The organism is Anaerospora hongkongensis (assembly GCF_004339805.1).
Taxonomy (GTDB): Bacteria; Bacillota; Negativicutes; order Sporomusales; family DSM-15969; genus Anaerospora; species Anaerospora hongkongensis.
This window is the reverse complement of the sequence record NZ_SLUI01000007.1, coordinates 229548-252998: the sequence shown is the minus strand read 5'-3', so window position 1 is coordinate 252998 and position 23451 is coordinate 229548. Positions and strand designations below refer to the sequence as shown.

The following is a 23451-nucleotide window of genomic DNA, read 5'->3' as shown; positions in this document are numbered from 1 at the left end:
GCTGGTACACTAGCCTGCACATTGATTTTGTTACTGTTTTCTGCTATAGTGAATTATTGAAAATTCGTAAAAATCCAAGTTTGCTATAACTTGGTGGAGCTTATATCCATGAATCTAGAAGCATTGGTACAGGAAAAACTGCGTGCAGTATTTCAGGATGAAAGTATACGATTTGATAAATCCCGTTTTGCCGGCGGACTTACCAATTATAACTATATACAGGAGATTAACGGAACCGAATACGTCATCAGACAGCCTGGCGGCATGACAGACCAGATTATTGACCGCAGACAGGAGAAAGTCAATAATGCTATCGCCTCGGCCTACGGTGTAAACTCCCACTGCATTTACTTTGATGAAGACAGCGGCATTAAAGTCAGCACCTATATAACAGACAGCAAAAATATGGCTTGCGCCAATCCCGCTTCTCCCCAAAACCTGGCCGCCGTATCAAGGCTGATGAAACAGATTCATTCCATTCCCCAGCATTTTGCTAATTGTTTTGACTGGCAAGTGGAATTGGCTAAATATGAAAAACTTATCCGACAGCTGGGCGGGGAACTTTTTTTTGATTATCCCGATCTGAAAAATCAGTTAGTCAGTTTTGTGCAAGATAATGTGAAAATTGCCAGCTTAGTCCCCTGTCATAATGACACCGTTCCGGAAAACTTTATCGTTGACAGTGCGGGCAGGACATACCTGATTGACTGGGAATATGCGGGCATGAACGATCCTTGCTGGGATGTGGCAGCGTACATACTGGAGTCTAAGCTGTCCGAAGATGCCATTCATGGTTTGGTCCAATACTATTTTGGCCGGCCATTGCAGCCTGCAGAAGAAATAAAGCTAAAAAGCTTTATGATGGCTCAGGATTTACTGTGGACCGCCTGGGCGTTAATCCGTCATTACAATGGCGATGATTTTCTGGAGTACTGCTGTTTACGGTATGAACGCCTCCGAAAAAACAGCAAACTTATAACCCAATCACCACACTGTTCTCTTGCTGATATGGTTACAAGCGGTTAAATGAAAAAATCCCCCTGTTCGCAATAATAGCGAACAGGGGGGATCTTTTGTTACCAGCTCATCATTTTTTCAGCAAACCGTATTTTTCCAGAATTGCTTTGGCATCATTGTGATAGCTATCAATATATTTCTGAAACTCTTCACCGGACAAATATTCACTCGGCTGTCCGATTTTTTCCATATCGGCCAAATATTCTTTGTTGACGGCAATCTTGGCAAAGCCATCCCGCAAGCGTTTAACTACCAGTGGATCGGTATTCTTAGGAACAGAAAATCCCCTGCGAATATCGGCCACAAAGTTTACATTCTGCTCTTTAAAGGTAGGAACATCCTTAATATAGGGATGCCGTTTATCAGCAGCAATCCCCAGAATTGTAAACTTATCAATATCCCGCATGACATCGTTCAGATTGCCCACCATAACATCAATATGTCCCCCTAGCAGGGCAATATTTTGATCCGCTGCTCCCTGGAAGGTAACTAAGGAATATTTTGTACCTGTCAGATCCATAAATTTTAAAGCAGCCACATGATGGCCCGAATAAGTACCGACAATCCCCAGCGTGAGCTTTCCTTCATTAGCCTTGGCCGCAGCAAGCAGTTCATTTAAATTTTTAATGGAGCTTTCCTTGCGGACTGCAATGATTTGCGGATCATTGACAACCTGTGCAATTGCAACAAAGTCATCTTTACTGAAAGTTGCCTGAGGACTTAATGCCTGGAGAACAATGTGAGGATAATTTACGCCCCCTACCGTATATCCATCTGCCCGTGCTTTCGCTAATTCGGTAAAACCAACCTGGCCCCCGGCACCCACTTTATATTGAAAAACCAAGGTATTGCCAAATTCCTGTTTCCAGTATTTCTCAACAATTCGTGCCTGAACATCGCTTGAGCCTCCTGCAGTAAATGCGATAATCATATCGACAGGCTTATCCGGATACTTACTCACGGCAGCAGTCTCTTTTTTGGCGCAGCCGCTGATTAAAGCTGCCACCAAAAATATAGCAATCAGCAAATAGCCCGTCTTTTTTCTTGTCCACATACTCTCTCTCCACCTCTTCTATTTAGTCCGGATCGGAGCCGGCTTTGACTATTCCCTGTACGGCAGCTTGTTTGCTAAAACGTCCGTATAATGACATACAAGTAAGAATAACGGCAAACAGAATCAACCCCAGTGTTAGCGGGCGGGTTAGCAGGATAAGGAAAGAGCCCTGCGACATGCTAAGGGTCTGCTTTACTGAAACCTCTAATAGTTTTGCCAAAATGGTACTCAGCACCAGAGGTGTAATCGGATAATCCAGCTTTTTCATCAAATAGCCCAATATACCAAATCCGGCAGCGACCCAAACATCAAACAGATTATTCCGGACACTGTAGGCCCCGATAAAGGAAAAAACCAGAATAGCCGGTGCCAGCATTGGATATGGAATCTTAAGCAGGTTGACCCAGAGACCTACAAGCGGCAAATTTAATATCAGAAGCATAACATTACCGATATACATGCTGGCAATCAGGGCCCAGACAAATTCAGGATTTTTTTCAAACAGAGCCGGACCGGGCTGCAAGCCGTACATAAGAAAGCCTCCTAATAGTACGCTCAGGGCCGGACCGGACGGAATGCCCAGTGAAATAAGCGGAACAAAACCACCGCTGGAGCAAGCGTTGTTAGCGGCCTCAGGCGCAGCCACCCCTTCAATGGCTCCGGCTCCAAAGCGTTCCGGCTGCTTCGACAGCCTTTTTTCGGCATCATAAGCTAAAAAGGACACTACCGCTGGGCTGCAGCCGGGAATTAAGCCAAGAAAAAAACCAATACCCGTAGATCGCATAATCGCCCTCCAGGAATCTTTCAGATCTTGCCTGGTCGGCATCAGGCCATGTAATCGCTGTGGAAAAACAGCAGCGCAGTTCTGCTCACAATTCATTAAAATTTCGGCTATGGCAAACAGGCCAATAATCACACTGATAAAATCAATCCCGGCGAGCAGATCGGTATTATGAAAAGTAAACCGGGCCACTCCGGTCATCGGATCTAAACCGATTGTTGCAATCGCCAGTCCAAGCAAGGCAGAGACAAACCCTTTCAGCAGAGACTTGCCGGATAAACTGATCACCACACTGAAGGCCAGCAGCATTAAGCCTACATACTCGGGAGGACCGAATACAAGTGCAAACTTAGCCAGCGCAGGCGCAAAGAAGGTCAGCCCGATTAAGCCAACCGTACCTGCCACAAAGGAGGCTATTGCACAAATGGCCAAAGCCGGTCCTGCCCGCCCCTGCCGGGCCATCTGATAGCCGTCAAGGGAAGTCGGGACGGAAGAGGCTTCACCGGGAATATTAACCAGTATGGCTGTCGTCGATCCCCCGTACATCGCCCCGTAATACAGCCCGGCAAGCATAATGATAGCCGGTGTCGGCGGCAATATGGTCGTAAGCGGCAGCAGCATGGCAATCCCCGATGTTGGACCAATTCCGGGCAATACACCAATGAGCGTCCCCAGCAGTACTCCCAAAAAAGCAAACAATAAGTTCTGTAATTCCATTGCGGTAGAAAAGCCTTGTAACAAATAACCTAACACATCCGGCACAGTTACTACCTCCACTCAATATCCCAGCAATCCGCCAGGCAATCTAAGATCAAGCCAAACCTGAAACACCAAAGTACTTAGTCCGGACGTCAGCAAGGCTGTCGCAACAGGGAGTGTCCATTGATAATTCCCTAAAACTTTCATGCAAAAAATAGTAAATAAAAAAGTAGTAAGCCCAAATCCCATCCAGGGTAAAACAAGTAAATATACAAGAATGGCGCTGCCAATTGCGGCTGCTCTCTGCCTGTATTCACCAGCAGGCCATGGTATTTTTCCTTGGGAGCTTGTAGCAGACCGGCATTCCTGAAACAATTGCAAAGTCCCCAGCAGCAAAAAGCCAATTCCCACCAAACGGGGAAATATGCCGGCATGCAGTTCCCCTGTGAACCCAATATTCATTTTACCTGCTTCTATGACCATAAATAAACCCAGTCCGATGGTCAACAGTGCTGCAACAAAATTACCTGCCCGCACGCCTCTTCCTCCTTTAATCTGAAAATAAAAAGGCTAAGGATTTCTCCTTAGCCTTCAGTTTTCTGATCAGCTAACGCAATTTTAAAATCACTCCTGCCGCATTTGGCACGGCCAGAACAGCGGCAGCAGGTTTTTGCTCCAAGGCTAGCTTTACAGCCTCTTCCAGAGAAGGAAAAACCTTTACTGCGATTTTCGTAAACGCCGCAGCATCCAGGCCCTCTGTAACGAGCCAGACCTGAACCCGTTGAGCCAGCTTGGCGAATTCATACGCTTTTGCTAAAGCCATGGAAAATGGGCCGTTTACTAATGCCGCTTCCATTTCGGTAATATTCATAGTGCTTAAGTATTGGGCAAACTCATCATTACCAATGCCGCCGAGACACTGAGCCGCTATAATCACAATGCCGCCATCCTTGACCATTGTACTGACAGGGCCAAGTCCCTTGCCTTCTGTCTGCCAGAACTCCCGGTCCCGCGGCGCACCACCGGGCGAAGCAATGATGATATCCGCTTGCCTGGAAACTTGAACCTCCATTCGCTGCTGAGCATATGCCACACCGGCACGGTGGGCTTTGACCGCATCTCCGGCCACAACATGGGCGATCTCCCTTCCACGAGCTAATATGACATTAATAATAAAATCCAGTTTCGCGAGTCTCGCCGCCTCTTCCAGCTGCTCCCGAAAAGGATTGCCATCCGTTATGCCCATGCCTGTTGCCGGATCACGCAAAAGGATATGATGACTATTAACCGTTTCTCTGGCAGCAATACCGGGCAAGATATTTTTCGCACCGCCACTCCAGCCGGCAAAACGATGGGGATCAATGCTGCCAACTGAAATACGTATATCTGCCTCAGCTGCCAGACGGTTAATTTTAACAGGGATTCCCCTGCTTGTCGTACCGACAAAGACTAGGTCCTCCAGGCTGTCGGCATTATGATTTACTACTTGATACTTCCCAAGCACAGCTTCGCCCAGCATCAATTTAAGATTGGCCTCCGATGATGGTTCATGCAGGCCGCAAGCTACCAAGATGATAATATCAGCTGTTTTAACACCGCTTTCAGCCAATTCTGATAAAATCGGTTCCAAAATGACACCCGAAGGAGTTGGCCTGGTATAATCACTGACGAGAATCGCAATTTTATGACCTGGCCTTACCATTTGGGACAAGCGGGGTGTACCGATAGGGGAATGCAAGGCCTGCCGGACTGCAGCCGCTTCATCAGCAACTGCAGCTAGGGGCTGAGATGGAATAGCTGTCGCCTGATAATTTTCCTCAGGAATTTCAACAGTAAGAGTCGTACCGCCATAAGGTATCGTCAGCGGAATCAATTGTGCCATCGCTCGCAAAATCTCCTTTACACACAAAAAAGGCTAAGAACATTGTTCTTAGCCTTCAGTATTTCTGATCAGCATGCAACTGTCCAAATGACATCGCCATCCGGATTTGCGCTATTTAATTGTACTGATGGTATCACAAACCAATCCAGTTGTCAATATAAACCACAAATGGTAAAAGCTTGTATGAGATCAGCAATGATATCATCTGCTTCCTCGAGCCCAACGCTAAACCGGAGGTGACCGTTTTGAAACTCGGCTGGGTAAAAGTGATTTCTCTCATCGGTGGGTCCTGTATAAACCATCAGACTCTCATCATGTCCGATCGAAACAGCGGGTACAATTAAGGTAAGAGAGTTAACAAATTGATTATGCGTTGCTACATCAGCTTTCAGGCCAAAAGCAATGACTCCGGAGAACATGGACATTTGTTTTTTGGCAATTTCATGCTGCGGGTGACTGGCAAGGCCGGGATATGCAACAAAGGCAACTGCTGGAGAACTCTCTAGAAACTGAGCAATCTTGAGCGCACTTTCGCTATGCTGCCGCATACGCAGCGGCAAGGTTACCACACCGCGCATAATCATCCAGGCATTAAAGGGACTAATCGCTCCTCCCAGATTGACCATCGCCTGGCGCTTAATTTTATCGACCAGTTCTTTGCACCCAATAACCGCACCACCCATTGCATCGCCATGGCCATTAATATATTTGGTTAGACTGTGAATAACCAAATCGGCACCACGAGCAAGGGGCTGCTGCAAATACGGTGATGCAAATGTACTATCAACAGTAAGCAAGGCACCTGCTTCTTTAGCGATCCGGGAAATGGCAGCAATGTCGGTTACCCGGGTTGTCGGATTTCCCGGCGTTTCAATGTGTATAAGCCTGGTGTTAGGACGAATCGCCTGCTTAACCTGTTCGGGGTCAGCCGTATCGACTAATGTCGTTTCTATATCATATTTATCGGGAAAATACTCTTGCAGCAGCCGGTAAACGGCGATATAAGAAACATTGCTGCATACAACATGAGCGTCTTTATCCAAAAAAGTAAAAAACACACCGGCAAGAGCAGCCACGCCAGTGGCAAGCACTACGCAGTCTTCGCCGCCTTCAAGGGCCGCCAGCTTTTCCTGCAAATAGCGCTGATTAGCTGAAGTATTTCTCGTGTACAAAAGCTGATCAGCATCGCTCCAGTTAAGAGTAGACGCGTCTTCAGGCAAGCGGTAACTGTTGGCCATAATCAGCGGCCGCCTAATGGCTCCCGTTTCTGTATCAATTCCATTACCTGCATGCACACACTTTGTCCGGAAAGCGATTGACGTTTTTTCACTCATTTTCATCCCAGCTTTACTGTTAGATTTACAATGAATATATAACGCCTACTGGCTATTGTCAATTATTGTAATACCTGGTAAACATCGCTATTTACAGTTTATACATAATTAAAATTAAGAAATACTATATAATTACAATTCTATTTAACTTTTTCTCGCTCTAATCATAAGAAAATGTGGTTTCGTCGTTAACTGTTTGTAATCTTCAGGATGTAATTCAGCAAACTGCCTGGTTGGGGTTGGTTCAAGGAACTTTTCAATAATCAGCCCGGCATCCAGTAAAGCAGTAATCATCGTGGATAATGACCTGCGATAGAATCGGACTTTTACTGTTTCCCCGTTCATCTCCCATTCCTCTTCTACTGTTTCCGTTCTAAAATAATTGCTATCAGGAAAGGCAGCAAAATCCCGTAAGGGATGATGTACAGAGAAAATCAGCAGTCCCTGCGGTTTTAAAATCCGATTAAATTCCGCCAGTACAATTTCCCAGGTCTTTAAATAATGCAATGCTAAAGATGAAACAACTATATCCATTGAACGATCAGCTAAAAATGGCAGCGGTTCATGTAAATCAGCTTGCCGCACAGCAGCTTTATTGCCCACTCTTTTCTTAGTCATGGCAACCATGTTCGGACTGAAATCTACGGCAGTAACATTAGCCCCTTGCTCTAATAGCCAATTACTATACCATCCGGCAGCACAGCCCGCATCGAGAACAGATTTTCCCTGTACATCCGGCAGCAGTGACAACGTAGCCGGCCTTTCAAAGTAAGCATTAAACGGCTTTATATCAACATCTTCAAAATAATACCCAGCCATTTTTTCATAGGCATCAAAAGAAACGGAATCACCATTGATATCATTTATCATCAGCTTATTACTGTCGCATTCCACTATACGGCAGACAATCCTCCTCCTTAGTCTCCGGCTGACTGACAGCCGGTCTTTGCTCCGGCGAATAAGACAGTAGCCGTGTCGAATTCAAGACTACTGCCAGCGTACTGGCATTATGCAGAACAGCAGCCCAGAAGGGTGATATCAGTTTAGCTGTTCCCAGGCCAAGCCCGATTATATTAGCACCGATTGCAAACAGGAAATTTTGTCTGATCACCGTTAAAGAATGTTTGCCCAGCCGGACAACTTCTACAATCTTTTCCGGATTATCCTCACGCAAAACGATTCCGGCAGTATCAATCGCAGCATCGGCACCGCCAACGCCCATAGCAATGCCTACATTGGCAAGTGCCAGGGATGGCGAATCGTTTACGCCATCGCCAGTCATTCCAACAATACGGCCTTGCCGCTGCAGGTCCTGAATCAAAGCAAACTTATCTTCCGGGAGCATGCCCGACCAAACTCGTTCTATCCCCAGACGGCGTGCCGTTTCCTGGGCTGCGGCGCTATTATCACCGGTCACAATTCCAATATCCGTAATTCCTTCCTCTCGTATGCTGCGGATCGCCGTTACAGCGTTGGCACGAAGAGCATCTTCAATTGCCAGAACTCCGATAACTTGTTTACCGCTTGCCACATACACAAAGGTTGCGGTTTGCCGCAAATCATCAAGTTCGGAAGTGGAAGGAATCGTCAGCTGCAGCTCTTTTAAATACCGGGAATTGCCTACATATACAGGAACACCATCGATCATTGCCTTTACGCCGCGTCCCACTGCCATTTCGCTATTCGGCAGGCAAGGCAGTGTAATCCCGGCACTTGCTGCAGCCTTTTGAATCGCACTGGCCAGTGGATGATTGGCATTCGCTTCAGCTGCTGCCGCAAGGGTAAGAATGGTTCTGGCATTATAATCCGGGTTCAAAGAAATTACTTTGCTGACCGCAGGATTTCCTTCCGTCAGCGTGCCTGTCTTATCGAACAACAGGTAATTAACTCGGCCTGCTTCTTCGAGGTACCGGCCGCCTTTCACCAAAATACCCCGGCTGGCAGCATTGCCGATAGCAGCGCTCAAAGCGGTCGGAGTAGCTAATCCGGCGGCACACGGGCAGGCAACAATCAGAATCGTCATTGTCCGCCGTATATCTCTTGTCAATAAAAATACCACAAAAGCCAGTACAAACGAAGCCGGAATGATGCGCGCCGAATACCGGTCAGCCGTCTTTTGAATCGGCGCCCGTGCGTGAGCTGCTTGCTCCACCAGATGGATGATGCGGGCAACAGAAGTTTGGTCACCTACTTTTTCAGCGCATATGTATAACGTGCCTTGTTCAATCGTAGAGCCTGCCAGTACCCGCTCGCCCTGCTTTTTGAATACGGCGATAGGTTCACCGGTTAGCGCAGCTTGATTCACAACAGCTTCACCCGCTGTTATTATGCCGTCAACTGGAATTCGGGCACCAATCTTGACGGAAACAATATCCTTTTGTTTTAGTTGATCAATCGCTACGCGCTTTTCCTGTCCGTCTGCCACAACCCAGGCATACTTCTCCTTTCCTTCCAGCATGCTGCGGATAGCCCGCCGTGACCGGTCCAGCGTAATCGTCTCCGCCAGGGTACTCACATTAACCAGCCAGACAACAACTAGTCCGGTAAGGCCTTCTTTCAATAGCAGCGACAGCACGATCGCGGTAGCAATTAAAAACTCATTATTTAATTTTCGCTGCAAAACCAGCCCCTCCAAGCCACTGCGTAAAATTGGCAGTGCTGTCAGCAGCGTAATGAGATTTGTCCACACTGCCAGCTGCATGGACAGTCCCTTGCGTTTTAGCAAATAAACTGCGAATTGGACCAGCAGCATAACCCCACCGGCAGCTACCAGTGCCGCCTGGGCAAAAATCGATAAATCTTCCAATTGGAAGGGGACCCTTCGTCCGCTCTGCTGCTCCGGTGCAGTCTCAGGACGGGGTCGAAGGGATAACTTTCTTACCATCGCAACGATGGATTGTTCCGATATACGGTTTTGCTCATAATGCAATAGTACTGTACCTGTCTTAGCATTTGCCGTACACTCTTTTATTCCCTCCTGAACACGGAGAAGCGCCGCAGTATGGGCAGCCCGTTCGGGCCTGAACCGGATTTCTCCAATATAGAGTCGCATCCGGCCTGGCAAATGGTGAACAATGCGTATTACTCCTGGGACCAAACAAGCTTACCTCCTTTGATCGATGGCATTAGAAAAGACTTGGCTTGGACCAAGTCCTCTAAGACGAAGTGGAATAAAAAAAATCCCAGGCTTTGGGATTTAAAAAAACATTCGGGTACGCCACAGCCTACAGAATGTATTATGCGAAAAGAATATTTTGATTATACTGCTTCTGCCGGAATATGCATTCTGGCAGAGATTGATAAAAATTGCTCTTTTATGGAACTAACCAGCAAGTTCTCCCATTCGTGCAAAAAGTTAATAATGATGCCTTTAATTCGCTGTATAATGTCCTGCCTGGCAATGGCCAGCTGCTGCTTAGGAGAGCATTCCAGTGTATCCAGCACCCATGTAGCGGCAGGGATATGCAACGGCAGGGAGGTTGCTTTCTTCAAAGCACAGTTCCATGCTTTGTTGCCCACAAATTCAATGCAGCGGGAAGTGCGTAAGGTAATCCGGTGTTCGTTTACTATTTCACGAAGCGGCTTTAAGGATAAGGTCGGGAAAGGTCCATGAAAAGCTAAATTGAACTCAGAAGCAATCCCATATTGCCGGACGCGAAACTGTAGATGCTGCAGCAGCCGCTCAGTCATACACCCATTTTGTAACTCCACTAATGCCATTGGCCATTGCAACGGAGCTTTTTCCAGTAATCCGTCGGCTAAACGCTCAATTTCCACTGTGCTTATCCGGGACCGCAGCTGATTACATTCACAGCGTATATCGGCAATGCACTCTATTGCGGCTAATTTTATTAAAGTATTATATCCTGACATACAAATCCGCCCTCCGACGATACCGATAATCATTATCATTAATTATAGTATAGAATCCTGTTGCTAGTCAATACCTGGACAATATTCTCAACGATCCGCATTAAAAAGCAGATAAGGAACGCATAGGGTGGATAAACCTGGCAATAATATTGCTGTGCAATCACCTTATGAGCAATAAAGGAGAGATACTATGCCAACTATAGAAGAACAGCCGGAATATAACACTGCCGTTTCTGCCGGCCCTAGAATAAACCGGGGCCAACGCATGCGTGACCGGGCCATGGATACAGGCGGCGATGGTACCCTGCTCAGCTTAGAACAAGTCTTTGAAGCCAAACTGGCTGCAATCCGTACCTATGAACAACGGCTGTCTTCCATTGCCGACCCCTATACCCGCAAAGCGCTGCAACAGCTGATTCACAAAGAGCGAAAAGAATTGCTGCATTTGGCTGAACTGACCGAGATGCTTGAACAAAGCCCCGAAACCAACACCTTTGCCCGATCACGGCGGCGTATCCGCCATGAGGTAAAGGCGCGAACCGGCCATGACTTAACATTTTGGCTGGGGTTGGCGGTTGTTGGCGCCGTACTGCTGCCAAGCGTCAGGGAAAAACTGCGTCCCCTTGCCGTTAAAGCGGTGCAAGGCGTTATGGGGTTTACCGAACATACACAGGGCTTATTCAGTGGTGTTCGCGAAGATATTGAAGATTTGGTAAGTGAAGCCCAGTTTGAGCGTTTTAAAAATTCGATTGAAGATGAACTGGACGATGAATTACCGCCGTCCTTTGAAACTCCAAATGAAAACAGCATAAGACCCGATTTGGCATAAGCCTTACATTAGGAGGACCTACGTGGCTACCATTGAGCTATTACGTCAGAAAATTCACAGTGCCAATCAGCAATTGATTGAAGCAATTGACTTAAGTATTGAATTGCGGCGCCAGTCCCCGCAAATGAAATCGGAAGTAGTAAAAATTTGGGAAACATTTCTCGGACAATTTTTTGGTTATATTAAACAAAAAAGCAAAGCATCTAAAGATAACTTGCTGGCAGGAGTATCCTGGGCCCGCTTAAATCTGTTCTAACATATCGACTCATGAAGCAGCAGGGATTCTTTCCTTGCTGTTTGGCATTTAAACTACCAGACCGGGAAGGAGCAATCGCCTTGACAGCAGCTGATATAACACGCAGTGACTATACTTTGATTCCCGGCCGGTTGCGCATATCAATTAAAGGCCTTAAAAATAACCGTCTGCTGGCTTGCCGGGTAATCACTTGTCTAGCACAGGAGAGAGGTATCCGAAGTGTTACAGCCAATCCACTAACAGGCCGAGCACTGATCTATTTTCATCCGAATTTGTTAACCCTGCCGGATATTAAACAGTTAATTGCCCGAGCGGCTGATCCGGTTCATAGCGTATCCCTCTTGGCGCTTAAGGCCTCAGCATTCAAGGCTCCCGCTTCCTTCGATCTGCTGCCTGCCATCTATCCATTGGCAACAGCGGCTGCTCTTGCAGCCTTGCTAACCAAGCGCTTGCTTTTTGGAAAGTCCTCCCTATCGTCATCACCATATATTGTCAGTCTGGCCGCCATTGCAACCATTATTGGCGGATATCCATTGCTCCAGTCCGGCTTCCACAACATGGCCAAGAAAAAAAAGCTCAATGCTGAGCTTCTCCTGTTTGGTATAACACTGCCCCTGCTGATCATGAGGGAAAGCATCGCCGGTCTGTCTGCCCTCTGGCTGGTTTATATGACAAATTTCTCCGGACAAACTCTCAAACGCCATACTGACCGTCATATAAAACAATTGCTGCGGTGCAGCAATTCCCATTCTGCTCCTGCCGCCAGAATATGTCAGCCGCTGCCAGATAGCACCCCTCCCTTTCCTTATAAAGCCAGACTGCTATTGTCCTTACTGCTTGCCGGTATTGTTTACCTGGCCAAGCGGAACATTATGAGCAGTCTCGCCGTCTTAGTTGCAGGCTGCCCGGTAACAGCAGCTATCTCCCGCAGCAGTGCTCTCGATGCAGCACTGGCCACAGCCGCCAGACGGGGTATTTTGATCAAAGACGTCCATGCAATTGAGCTTGCCGGACAAATAACTTATGATACCGATCAACTGATCATTGTCCAGGGCCATAATGCGCTTACCCATACTGGGCATACAGCTCACATTGTGATTGTTGAAGATGATCCAGGGAAAATGGCTGAACTCATTCACCTGAGCCAGCAAACGAGAGAGGTTATCCGGCAAAATACAGTTCTGGCTACATGGTTTAATACTGCAGGGATGGCATTGGCAGCTTTGCAATGCTTATCGCCTGTCGGTGCCGGCCTTTTGCTCAATGCCAGCACCTTAACCGTTATTCTAAATTCCCGGCGCTTATTGACTGATAGTACACTTTCCTAAGTCCGGCTTCTACCGGAACTTAGGAAAGCGCTTGCCTGTCCATGCCGTTTCTGTATTTCCAGGCAATAAACATAACTCCGATAACAGCAGTACTGCTAAGCAAATAACTTGCATAAGGGATACCGGCAAGATAGTCGGCAAAGATGATGTCTCCCGCAATCATGCCTCCTGCAGTCCAGGCTAAGATCGCTCCGCCCAGGTAAACAATAACAGGATAACGTTCTATTAGGCTGATAAATGCTGTACTTCCCCAAATAACAATCGGGATCGTAATCAACACACCGATTATGATTAAGGTCATATCCCCATGCGCCAGACCAGCTACGCCAATCACATTATCAATCCCCATAACTCCATCAGCAATTACAATCGTTTTTACGGCACTAAAAAGATTGTCAGAGGCACCAACCTCATGATTTTTCTTTTCAATCAACAGTTTCAAGGCTATCCATAACAGCAATACTCCTCCTGCAACCATCAGAGCGGGGATTTTCAGCAGCCATACCACCACAAGTGTGGAAAGCAAGCGAATGGCAATAGCACCAGCGGTGCCCCAGACGATAGCCTTCCTTTGCTGCTCAGCCGGGAGATTGCGTGCAGCCATCCCAATGACGATTGCGTTATCGCCGGCCAAGACCAAATCTATAAAAACGATTGAAATTAACGCCCAGAGAAACTCATTTGATAAAAATTCCATTTTGATTCACTCCTTCTTTTTTGTGTAAAAATGTCCTATTTCCACTTGATTCACACTCTGCATACAACTAAAAAACCTTCGGTATAATTTCTATACCGAAGGTTTTGTCTCTACTGATAGGGGAAATAAAAAGAGACACTTCTAGTATAGAACACTATACTAAAGGTCTCGCTGATTGGTATTTTGACCAACGATAGAACCAGGCGCGGGCCGTATGTTGATTCTATCTTGTTAGCTACTCCCCTTTAGGGTAATCTTTAATTACTGTTACTGTATCAGATCTTTTTCGAAAAGTCAATTAGATTTAATTGACTTTACTCCGTATCTTTTGCGCTACGATCTGTCTTTTATCGGATCTGTTTTGCACTTTGTGTTTTCCCGTCAATTGATACGGCTCATTTGGCAGCTCGCCATCCGTTGCCGCGCTCTCGTTATCAACGTTTTGTTCTTTCATTTTAACAGCAAGTTTCTTCACTTCATCATTAACTATTAAAATTCCCTTTGTTGTTTGCACCGCCAGGCGATGCAAACCCCTGCGAACAGGCTGCGAACACAAGGCAAGAGCCGCACCGCCAATCAGCAGCAAGGCTGGGGAGCTTTTCCCAAGCATTCGTGCTCCCCAATGGAAATAATTCATAACAGGCACCTCCTTAAACTAGTTTTAATTTACCCACCGGTGATCTGTTTATGTGCAAAAAAGAAAAACAGGCTACTTCTGATTCGAAGTACCTGTATGCTGCAACATCGTTAATCTGGCTGATTCGAAACTATGCGAGTTCTTCTGACTGGAATAATTCGCTTAAAATCCGGTTGGCTTCACGGAAAACCTCAGCAATCTCCTCTTCTGATAATTGAATAATCTCCTCACTCCTATTTTCCATACAACACACCCTCTTCTTGAGTAATTAATAAAAATTATCACCAGAAAACATTTCCTTATTTCTTTATATTTATTCTAATAGATTATCAGATTGATTTCAAGTGATAATTATAATTAATTAATATTTTTTCTTTTTATATATTTTTGTAATAATCAATTAATTATCTGTTAATAGCAGGAAGCCGTTCATTAATAGGGAACTTTTATACTATTACACAGGAAGGGAGATATGCACACATCAAAACCCAACCAGAACCTTTCTTTTAAAAATTTTTACCTAATTTCAAAAATGATGGTGTGAGGTGCTGAATATGGAATATGAATACAAGGAAACAGTAGACTGGGGCATGATTAAGCGGGAGTGGATCAGTGACCAGCCTGACTGTATTATTGTTCTTGAAAAGCATGAAGAAGACCGCTTTACCGTCGCCATCACCTATAAAGAGCTGGATTTAGAGTATTATTCATACTGGGTCAAGAGTGGCAAACTAACTTTTGCTGATTTGGAAGAAGCAAAAAATTTTGCTGTTTTAAAATTAACTGCAATTAGGCAAGGTGACTACTCTGGGTGCGCAGGTACTTTTGCGAAAAGACCGTAAGTGCAATTTAACCAAGAAAAGCTGGCAGACATCCATCTGCCAGCTTTTTGCCTGTTCGCCTCTATCAACCAGTTGCGCTTTGCAAAGACAGCTGGTACAATTTTTCTTGTATTCTTAAGCGATCCGAAAATGGACAAGGAGTATCCCATGAAAACAATTTTATTTGATTTAGATGGAACGTTGCTTCCTATGGATATTGAACAGTTCACCAGCGACTATTGCAAGCAGTTGAGTATGTTTTTTGCTGATATAATAGACGGAAAAAGCCTGATCAATCACGTGCTTACGGCTACAGCTGCTGTTCTACAGAATCAGGAAGAACGGAAAAATGAAGCCGTCTTTATTGAACATCTCGCCCAACTCGTTCCTGGAGATATCACGCTCTACCTTGAACGCTTTGCTGCTTTTTACGATTCTGCCTTTCTCAACCTGCAGGAAAAATTGCCGCCAAACCCCTTTATTGCCGACACAATACGGCTTTTGAAGGAAAAGAATTACCGTCTTGTTGTTGCAACCAACCCAATTTTTCCGCTAAAAGCCAATCTGCACCGCATCCGTTGGGCCGGACTAGATGCACAAGATTTTGCCTACATTTCCTCTTTTGAAAATAATTGCTACTGTAAGCCCAGCTCAGCTTATTTCCGGGAAGTTCTGACGACTATTAATGAAACACCGGAAAACTGCCTGATGGTCGGCAATGATGTACAGGAAGACCTGGCTGCCCGCAAATTAGGGATCAAAACCTATTTACTAGAGGATCACCTCATTCATCGCGGCGGTGAATTTACTACTGATTACCGAGGCTCTTATGCTGATTTCTACCAATTTGCCGCTGCCCTGCCACCAGTCAGCTTAGGTTAACGCTGTACTAAAAAGAACCTGCGAAATTCGCAGGTTCTTTTATTTCATTGGAAACAGCCAATTTACAGCCGCCGGAAATCGTCGCATGAAACAACGCTGGCCATGTGTATCACCTGCACTGATAGAATACCTGCAGTTTGCGGCAGTTATTCCCTGATTCAGCAATATTTGGTATACTTCACTGGTTTTGTGAAGCATTTCCCTTTGCGCTGTCTTCTTCCCTATTCCCTCCTGACTGCCTACATCCAGATAAATCCGGCTGTTTTGATACGGTAACGGCTGCTGGTTTATATACTCTACAAACCCTTCATACCAGAAAGATCCCGAAAAAGAGCCAGCTTTGCCGAAAACTTGAGGATACAGATAAAGCGCATAAAGCGAAATCAAGCCGCCAAGTGACGCACCAATGATTCCAGTATGCTCAGGACCGGTACGGGTGCGGTATTTTGTCTCCACATACGCCTTGACTTCATTTACCACAAAAGCAAGATACTGTTGGCCTCTGCCGCCGAAATCCGGGTATTTTTCTGTAAGTGCGACCGCTGGCCAGGGTGTGTAATCATCTAAGCGCTGCTCGGGGGCAATACCGACAAAAATAAGCTGCTCCATTTTACCGCCGGCCATCAGCCTCGAAATGGTCTCCACTTGTTTAAATACCAGTTCTCCCCCATCTTGCATGTAGACAACAGCAAATTCTTTTTGATTCACATTATAAGCCGGCGGCAGAAATATGGTAATATCCCTTGTACCAATTACTGTTTTTTCAATTCTTGCAGTCATTGTTCCACGCTTACAATTCTGGGAAGAGTATCATAGCTAAAACATACAGGCGCACCGTTTATATCATCAACCAGGACTCTCGCCTCAATGTGAAATACCTTACGCAGTACTTCCGGCGTAATCACTTGCGCCGGAGATCCCGTAGCAATGATTGCTCCGGCTCGCATTGCCACGATCTCGTGCGAAAAGCGGGCAGCATGATTAATATCATGCAGTACCATCACTATCGTGCAGTGGTGGTGCAAATTCAGCTGTTCCACAATTTTCAGCACTTCCAGCTGATGAGACATATCGAGATAGGTTGTTGGCTCATCAAGCAAAAGGATCTCCGTCTTTTGAGCTAAAGCCATTGCCAGCCATACCTTTTGACGTTCACCGCCCGACAATTGTCCGATCTCTCGCTGGCGATAAGACGCAACCTGAGTGATTTCCATGGCCCACTCGATGATTGCCTGATCATCAGCCGTAGGCTGCTGCAGTCTGCGGCTGTGAGGATAGCGGCCATAGGCTATCAACTCCTCAACTTTTAACTCCCCCGGAGCCGCCGGATTTTGCGGCAGCAGCGCAAGTTCCCGGGCAATCCGGGTTGTATCCATGCGGCTCAACTCCTGGCCTTTCAGATACACGGCTCCCTGCCGGGGCTTGAGTATCCGTCCCATTGTTTTGAGCAGCGTTGATTTGCCGCAACCGTTAGGGCCGATAATCGTCGTTATTTTTCCCGCTGGAACAGCTAAGTCGATTTCCTGAAAAACAACGCGTTTTTCATAACCTGCCTGTAATTTTTTTGTGGTTACTATTCCCATTATCTTGCTCCTTCAATTAGGCTTTTGCTTTATACAATAAATAAATAAAATACGGGATTCCCAGCAGCGAAATCACAATACCGACTGATATTTCCACTGGAGCAAGCAAATTTTTTGCAACAAAGTCTGCCGCTACGACCAGAACCACTCCCAAGATCATCGCCGTAGGCAAAACGTGATGATGTTGAATGCCTACCAGCCGTTTGGCAATATGGGGGATAACGAGCCCCACAAAGCTAATATTTCCTGCCACAGCAACACAAGCACCAATCAAGCCGGTACTGGCCAGCAATAAAATGATTTGTTCTCGTTCAACGGCAACTCCCAGACTGCGCACACTGCTTGTCTCCAGCTGAAACAAGTCCAGCACTGATGCCTTGTGTATCAACACAGGCACCAGCAGAATAAACCATGGTATGGAAGCTGCTATAAATTGCCAGTTTGCATTCCAGATACTGCCGGTATGCCACACTGCCACCATGTGAAAATCAGCAGGATTCATTTTTAAGGTTAAGTATAAGGAGATTGAACTCAAGCCTGCACTAACCGCAATTCCCGTTAACAGGAAGCGTTCCGAATTCAGTCTGCCACTCTCCCAGGAGAACAGCCATACCAGCAGCATTGCCCCCAACCCGCCTGCCAGGCCATAAAGGGGCATAGCCAGCGCAGACAGCCAGCTTATGCCGGTAAAGCTTCCCTGGACAAAAAAGAGGAAACAAACAATCCCCAAACCGGCACCTGCATTAATCCCTAAAATCCCGGGATCGGCAAGACCATTGCGGGAAATCCCCTGGAGGACAACGCCAGACATTCCTAAACCGGCCCCTACCAGACCGGCAATAATAATACGGGGCAGCCGAAAATCAAACAACAGCAAATCATATTCTCTAACAGGATCAATTCTAAGCAAGGTGGTAACCACATCAGAAACAGTGATCGAAAATATTCCATAAGTTAAACTGAAATACATGACTATAGCTAATAAGCATAATGACACGGTAATAACAGTCCTATATTGACGGTCTGTGTTAACCATTTTTATTGCCACCTCTTGTCCGTGCCAGATAGAGAAAGAACGGCACGCCGATCAGCGACGTAATGACTCCTACCGGCGTCTCAAAGGGATAATTTAAAAATCGGCTGCCAACATCGGCTAAGGCCAAAAATACTGCGCCCAGCACGCCGGAACAGGGTATAACCCATTTATAATCCACGCCAACCAAATAGCGGGCTATATGAGGAATAATCAAACCAACAAAGACTATTTTTCCTGCTAAGGCAACTGCCGCACCGGTTAGCAGCATAACAACGGCAGCTACAGCAATTTTGACTCTCCCGGTTCTTTGCCCCAGACTGACCGCTACTTCTTCGCCCAGAGCAAGAACAGTAACAGACCGTGCCAGCCACCAGGCTGCTGCCATGCCACCCAGAATCATTCCGCCGGCAAGGTGCAGATGCTCCGCATTCATTTGGTGAAGACGTGCGTTGTACCAGAAACTGATATCCTGGGAAATTTGAAAATACAGTGCCAGCACAGCTGCCATACTGCTTAAAAAAGTGCCGACGACTGCACCTAAAATTGCTAGCCGAACAGGAGACAGCCCCCGGGGAACAACTGCCCCAAAGCCAAAAACCAAACCGGCACCAAGTCCTGATCCACCAAAAGAGTAGAGCATTCTTTCCGTAAGTGTAGCATCAGGGAGTATAAGCATACTTACGGTAACCGCCAGTGCTGAGCCGTCACTGATCCCCATTAAGCCCGGCGATGCCAGGTAGTTTCGGGTAACCCCCTGCATCAATGCGCCTGAAACGGCCAAGGCACCGCCGATAAGCAAAGCTCCTAAGGCCCGGGGCAGACGGGAACTCATAATAATCTGATGATCAACATTCGCGGGATTGAAATCCAGGAATGCGGAAACAACCATTTCCGGACTGATTGTTTTTACACCGCAAAAAACCGACAGCACAATTACGCCAATAAATAAAACCGGCGCCACTGCCAGAATCAGGTAATAATACGTACTGTTTTTCATTGCAGCCTGTCAGCAAAAGCCTGTAAAAATTGCATTTTTCCGCCTATAGCCACTCCCTGAATTAATGGATCGACAATATTAACAAAGACCTGCTTATTTCTAACTGCCGTTAAATTGCGCCAAATCGCATTTTGCTGCAGCTCCTCCAGTGCCTTTGGCTGCGCCAGGTTTTCTCCTGCTGCGTATTGCAGGATGATCACATCCGGATTCATTTCGCTTAACTTTTCCAGCGAAATAATTTCCTGAGCCTTGGCGGCTTTTATTTCCGCAGGTACTGCCAACCCTAAATCCTGATAAATAATTTCATTAAAGAAAACATCTTCCGGATAAATATTCAGATTGCCAGCTCGGAATCGTACGGCAATAATTTTTTTGTTCCGTACGTTTTCCTGCAGCTGTGCTTGTACTGCTTTAACCTGCTCATGATACTTTTGCAGAATCTCCTGGGCTAAACTGCTCTTTCCGGTCAACTCTGCCAGTAATAGGAGATTGGCTTCACCGGCAGTAGCAATATGGGATACCGGAATGACAGGCGCAATTTTTTGCAATTGTTCAGCCGTACCTGCCGGAAATTTATCACTGCTTAAGATGATATCCGGCGACAGCTTCAAAATAGCCTCGAAATTAGGCTGTTTTTGCTCACCAATCGGGACCGTCTTTTGCGTGATACTTGCCAGCATAGCAGGAAAAGTTCCTCCAACCGTCATTGCGCCAACCGGTTTTACATCTAATAGCACGGCATCCTCGAGCGACTCAAGTGCACCGGTGACCACGATTCTTTCCACCTTTTCCGGCACAGTGTATACCTGGCCCCAATAGTGTATAGACCGGACTTGGCCCGAATTATTTTTTACGGCAGCTTTTGGTTCATTTTCCTGACCGCAGCCGCTTAGTATTGTCATCAGTAGCCCTGCCAGAACAACTACGATTGTTTTTCTCATTGCTTTTTGCTCCTTTGCCCTCTTGTAACGCTAGCGTCATGGTAACCACGCTGCAAAAAAAGTCTTGCTTCTTTGTCGTTACGAAAGTACTATTTTAGATAGACGTTTAGTGATATTAATTATCTTTATCAATTAAGGTACCACTTTTTCGCCAGCTTTCTTATCAAAATATTACTATTTTTATTAGCATATTTCGATCTTTTGCACTAACTCTGGGAGGAGATTATTTTGCAAGTAAAAGAACATATTCAAGAAACCATCCGCATGGCATTTTTATGTACTCATATTCCCATCTGTTCCTTTGAGTTCGACGGTACGCCGCTCTCCTCAGCCGGTTACAGCAGACAATTAGAAGAACGGCTCTACCGGCAGAATATCTTCGAGCAGGCCAAACAGCAGCTTTTAGCGGCAACTGAAGAACAGTCGGTAACCATCACGTGCAGTAATTCGCTTGCCTATACCGCTTTCTTAATTTGCGCAAAAAACAGTAACAGAGGCTTACATATCCTCGGCCCTTATACGACCTGTCCGCAGACAACGGTCCCCGGCATCTTGTATAAGCCCCAATGCTGTATCCCCCATATTATCACGTTAATCCGCAATATCGCTGCCGATAGTCTCTATGTAAAACAAAAAGTTACAGCATTTTATCAAATGCCCTACAGCCTATATGTAAAGAAAGCACTTGACTGCCTTGATGCCCGCTATCACGAACCGTTTACGCTGGACGACATTGCCAAGACTCTCTCCATCAGCAAAAGTTATTTTTGCAGCTTGTTTAAAAAAGAAACTGGAAAAACATTCTCCCGGTACTTAAATGAAATCCGCATTGAAAAAAGCAAAGAACTGCTAGTGAAAGAGACGGGCTCAATTTTGGATGTCGCTCTTGCGGTAGGCTTTAATAACCAGAATTACTATACAGTACTTTTTAAGAAATTCACCAAATTCACACCACTGGAATTTAGAAATAATCAGTATCTTACTCATGCCAGGTAAAGGAAAAAGCTGCTCTGTACATTTACAGCGCAGCTTTTTCCTTGCCTTTTATTCTTCATTCAGTTCATCCAAAGACAACAGAAAGCTTGGCATAAATACCTCCATAAAATAGTGGACTTCCGGCAAAGGTGAGTCAAGCAGCTCCTGCTTAACCGTTTTTTCAGCCGCTGCAAATTCCTGATTGCCAGCTTTCAATTCTTCGAGGCATTTTAAATAAGCACTGAGCTTGTCAGCCGCTTTTACCAGTATCCAAAGCTCTGCATCCTCTTCATTCCTGATCAGGAGATTCCGGTAACTGGATTTTAACTCTTGGGGCAGCATATGATAGAGCTTTTGCTGCGCTAAATCTTCAATATTTTTATAAACCGCTTTGATCTGGGGATTGAAATACTTTACCGGTGTCGGCATATCCCCGGTAAACACCTCTGATACTTCATGATACATCCCCAGGAGAGCCGCCTGCGCACCATCAACATTGCCCCCAAAATGCGTATTGCGGATAACCGCCAGACAATGAGCAATCATACTGACCTGCAGGCTATGTTCTTGAATATTTTCAGCTGCCACATTGCGCATCAGACCCCAGCGCTGTATCAATTTCATACGGGATAAAAAGGCAAAAAAATGACTCATCTTATCAACCTCGTTGTATACAAAAAAGGGGACTGTCCCCTTTTTCTTGTTATTTGGCGGTTACTTCCTGCAGGAGCTTTTTGGCCTGCCGCGATGCCCACTTAATTTCACTGGCCATAACTGCAGCTTCAATTAAGGGATGAATGTAGTAACTTCCTGTCAGTTTAGGCTGCCACTCTTCAATAGCTTTCGTTAATTTCTCCCAATAGTCTTCACTAATCTCTTCCGCTTCAATCGGCTGTTCTTCAATGATCGCCTGCTGCAATTTACCATTCAGCCGGCTGACTGACGAGCAGCCACTTTGCAGAATTTCCAGAATAACCTTAAACTCATTGCTGACCGGCAATGCTCCTGCCGCCTGCCTGCGTTCAAACCGCTGCGGTACCAGCTCATAAATTCGGTCAGCCTTTTCCGTTAATGTTTCGTTATAGTCAAGCAGCTTTTCCGCTCTGATAAGCCATTCCCGCTGCTTTAAAGGACCAAAGGACGATACTTCCCCTTCCCGCTTCAGCAGCACTGCCAAATGACGAACTTCCTGGTTCAGCTTATGTACTTTTTCCTTGTACTTTTGATCAAAAACGGGCCTGGCGTTTTCAATTTGAACATATTCCTGAATTGCCCGGCAGAAATACAGCACCACTTGTTCACTGCTTTCTTGCAGCTTAGTTTTAAATTGGTTGCTGTACCGGGGCGGCCAAAGCAGTATATTAACCAGCATTGCCGTAGTCAGGCCGGCAAAAATAACAGCTGACCGGTTTAAGGCATGTGGCAGGAACTGCTCCTGACTGGAACCTAAAACAAATACGGCGGCAACAATCCCCATGGAAATTCCGCTTTGCAAATTCAATTTTAAATACACAGAAATCATGATAATCGTTACGAGCCCCATCACCAAAGGATTGCCGCCAAGTAAATAGCCAAACAGCAGCCCCGCACCGACGCCCAGAAGATGCACCAGAATTTGATCCCGTGCCGTCTTTACCGTTAAGAAAATCGAGGGCTGCATATTAATAACAGCCGAAACAGCGCCAAAAAAAGCTGGTTCCAGATTCAACACCTTACAGATGAACATGGTTATGGTTACAGCAATTCCTGTTTTGATAATCCGTGCACCTATTCTCATTCAACTCACCTGCTTTTACCGGAATTGATTATAGCTTCTCTAAAGGCACAAT

At 46.0% G+C, this 23451-nt stretch carries 24 protein-coding genes; 7 read left to right on the top strand and 17 right to left on the bottom strand.

What is annotated here, in order from left to right; translation table 11 throughout:
- The first annotated feature begins 108 nt into the window (after positions 1 to 108).
- Positions 109 to 1026, top strand: coding sequence for a choline kinase family protein (locus EV210_RS12305; RefSeq protein WP_132080752.1), 918 nt, complete (start codon positions 109 to 111; stop codon positions 1024 to 1026).
- Positions 1027 to 1087: 61 nt separating this feature from the next.
- Here the strand turns inward: EV210_RS12305 and EV210_RS12300 are convergent, their stop codons facing one another.
- From EV210_RS12300 to EV210_RS12265, 8 genes are all read right to left on the bottom strand, one after another.
- Positions 1088 to 2071 (bottom strand): tripartite tricarboxylate transporter substrate binding protein, encoded by a 984-nt coding sequence (locus EV210_RS12300; RefSeq protein WP_132080749.1) that lies wholly within the window; start codon positions 2069 to 2071, stop codon positions 1088 to 1090.
- A gap of 22 nt (positions 2072 to 2093) precedes the next feature.
- A complete protein-coding gene (locus EV210_RS12295; RefSeq protein WP_207900717.1) occupies positions 2094 to 3614 on the bottom strand; it encodes a tripartite tricarboxylate transporter permease in 1521 nt (506 codons plus the stop codon).
- A 15-nt stretch (positions 3615 to 3629) separates the two neighbouring features.
- Positions 3630 to 4088 (bottom strand): tripartite tricarboxylate transporter TctB family protein, encoded by a 459-nt coding sequence (locus EV210_RS12290; protein WP_132080746.1) that lies wholly within the window; start codon positions 4086 to 4088, stop codon positions 3630 to 3632.
- 70 nt (positions 4089 to 4158) lie between these two features.
- Positions 4159 to 5433 carry a nickel-dependent lactate racemase family protein gene (locus EV210_RS12285; RefSeq protein WP_132080743.1) on the bottom strand — a complete coding sequence of 425 codons (1275 nt, stop codon included), beginning with the start codon at positions 5431 to 5433 and terminating at the stop codon, positions 4159 to 4161.
- A 152-nt stretch (positions 5434 to 5585) separates the two neighbouring features.
- Positions 5586 to 6767 (bottom strand): trans-sulfuration enzyme family protein, encoded by a 1182-nt coding sequence (locus tag EV210_RS12280; protein ID WP_132080740.1) that lies wholly within the window; start codon positions 6765 to 6767, stop codon positions 5586 to 5588.
- Between the two features lie 144 nt (positions 6768 to 6911).
- A complete protein-coding gene (locus EV210_RS12275; RefSeq protein ID WP_207900716.1) occupies positions 6912 to 7661 on the bottom strand; it encodes a class I SAM-dependent methyltransferase in 750 nt (249 codons plus the stop codon).
- Positions 7645 to 9864 (bottom strand): heavy metal translocating P-type ATPase, encoded by a 2220-nt coding sequence (locus tag EV210_RS12270; RefSeq protein ID WP_243650534.1) that lies wholly within the window; start codon positions 9862 to 9864, stop codon positions 7645 to 7647. The genes EV210_RS12275 and EV210_RS12270 overlap by 17 nt, the downstream gene beginning before the upstream one ends.
- Positions 9865 to 10025: 161 nt before the next feature.
- Positions 10026 to 10640: a hypothetical protein gene (locus EV210_RS12265; RefSeq protein WP_132080737.1), complete on the bottom strand. Its 615-nt coding sequence runs from the start codon at positions 10638 to 10640 to the stop codon at positions 10026 to 10028.
- 190 nt (positions 10641 to 10830) lie between these two features.
- Here EV210_RS12265 and EV210_RS12260 point away from each other — a divergent pair, with 190 nt between their 5' ends.
- From EV210_RS12260 to EV210_RS12250, 3 genes are all read left to right on the top strand, one after another.
- Positions 10831 to 11469 (top strand): ferritin family protein, encoded by a 639-nt coding sequence (locus EV210_RS12260; RefSeq protein WP_132080734.1) that lies wholly within the window; start codon positions 10831 to 10833, stop codon positions 11467 to 11469.
- A 22-nt stretch (positions 11470 to 11491) separates the two neighbouring features.
- Complete coding sequence (locus tag EV210_RS12255; protein ID WP_132080731.1) at positions 11492 to 11725, top strand: hypothetical protein; 234 nt, start codon at positions 11492 to 11494, stop codon at positions 11723 to 11725.
- Between the two features lie 80 nt (positions 11726 to 11805).
- Positions 11806 to 13053 (top strand): hypothetical protein, encoded by a 1248-nt coding sequence (locus EV210_RS12250; RefSeq protein WP_132080728.1) that lies wholly within the window; start codon positions 11806 to 11808, stop codon positions 13051 to 13053.
- Between the two features lie 19 nt (positions 13054 to 13072).
- Here EV210_RS12250 and EV210_RS12245 read toward each other — a convergent pair whose 3' ends face one another.
- Positions 13073 to 13750 (bottom strand): TerC family protein, encoded by a 678-nt coding sequence (locus tag EV210_RS12245; RefSeq protein ID WP_132080725.1) that lies wholly within the window; start codon positions 13748 to 13750, stop codon positions 13073 to 13075.
- Between the two features lie 304 nt (positions 13751 to 14054).
- On the bottom strand, positions 14055 to 14387 hold the full coding sequence (locus EV210_RS12240) for a hypothetical protein (protein ID WP_132080722.1): 333 nt from the start codon (positions 14385 to 14387) through the stop codon (positions 14055 to 14057).
- A gap of 554 nt (positions 14388 to 14941) precedes the next feature.
- Here EV210_RS12240 and EV210_RS12235 point away from each other — a divergent pair.
- Both EV210_RS12235 and EV210_RS12230 read left to right on the top strand, forming a co-directional pair.
- Entirely contained in the window at positions 14942 to 15229 is a 288-nt protein-coding gene (locus tag EV210_RS12235; RefSeq protein WP_132080719.1) for a hypothetical protein, read from the top strand.
- A gap of 147 nt (positions 15230 to 15376) precedes the next feature.
- On the top strand, positions 15377 to 16090 hold the full coding sequence (locus tag EV210_RS12230; RefSeq protein ID WP_165898889.1) for an HAD family hydrolase: 714 nt from the start codon (positions 15377 to 15379) through the stop codon (positions 16088 to 16090).
- Positions 16091 to 16129: 39 nt separating this feature from the next.
- On the opposite strand, the gene EV210_RS12225 is transcribed toward EV210_RS12230, so the two are convergent.
- Genes EV210_RS12225 through EV210_RS12205 form a run of 5 tightly spaced genes read right to left on the bottom strand, consistent with a single transcriptional unit; the run spans position 16130 to position 20647 of the window.
- Positions 16130 to 16870, bottom strand: coding sequence for an alpha/beta hydrolase (locus EV210_RS12225; protein WP_132080713.1), 741 nt, complete (start codon positions 16868 to 16870; stop codon positions 16130 to 16132).
- Positions 16867 to 17673: an ABC transporter ATP-binding protein gene (locus EV210_RS12220; RefSeq protein WP_132080710.1), complete on the bottom strand. Its 807-nt coding sequence runs from the start codon at positions 17671 to 17673 to the stop codon at positions 16867 to 16869. The genes EV210_RS12225 and EV210_RS12220 overlap by 4 nt, the downstream gene beginning before the upstream one ends.
- Before the next feature lie 16 nt (positions 17674 to 17689).
- Entirely contained in the window at positions 17690 to 18709 is a 1020-nt protein-coding gene (locus EV210_RS12215) for a FecCD family ABC transporter permease (RefSeq protein ID WP_132080707.1), read from the bottom strand.
- A complete protein-coding gene (locus tag EV210_RS12210; protein ID WP_132080704.1) occupies positions 18702 to 19706 on the bottom strand; it encodes a FecCD family ABC transporter permease in 1005 nt (334 codons plus the stop codon). The genes EV210_RS12215 and EV210_RS12210 overlap by 8 nt, the downstream gene beginning before the upstream one ends.
- A complete protein-coding gene (locus EV210_RS12205; RefSeq protein ID WP_132080701.1) occupies positions 19703 to 20647 on the bottom strand; it encodes an ABC transporter substrate-binding protein in 945 nt (314 codons plus the stop codon). Before EV210_RS12205 ends, EV210_RS12210 begins: the two co-directional genes overlap by 4 nt.
- Before the next feature lie 228 nt (positions 20648 to 20875).
- On the opposite strand from EV210_RS12205, the gene EV210_RS12200 reads away from it, so the two are divergent.
- On the top strand, positions 20876 to 21643 hold the full coding sequence (locus EV210_RS12200) for a helix-turn-helix transcriptional regulator (RefSeq protein ID WP_132080698.1): 768 nt from the start codon (positions 20876 to 20878) through the stop codon (positions 21641 to 21643).
- A 48-nt stretch (positions 21644 to 21691) separates the two neighbouring features.
- Here EV210_RS12200 and yfbR read toward each other — a convergent pair whose 3' ends face one another.
- The gene (gene yfbR, locus EV210_RS12195) at positions 21692 to 22276 is read right to left on the bottom strand and encodes a 5'-deoxynucleotidase (RefSeq protein WP_132080696.1); all 585 of its coding nucleotides are present in this window, start codon (positions 22274 to 22276) and stop codon (positions 21692 to 21694) included.
- A gap of 49 nt (positions 22277 to 22325) precedes the next feature.
- Complete coding sequence (locus tag EV210_RS12190; RefSeq protein ID WP_132080693.1) at positions 22326 to 23399, bottom strand: FUSC family protein; 1074 nt, start codon at positions 23397 to 23399, stop codon at positions 22326 to 22328.
- Between the last annotated feature and the right edge of the window lie 52 nt (positions 23400 to 23451).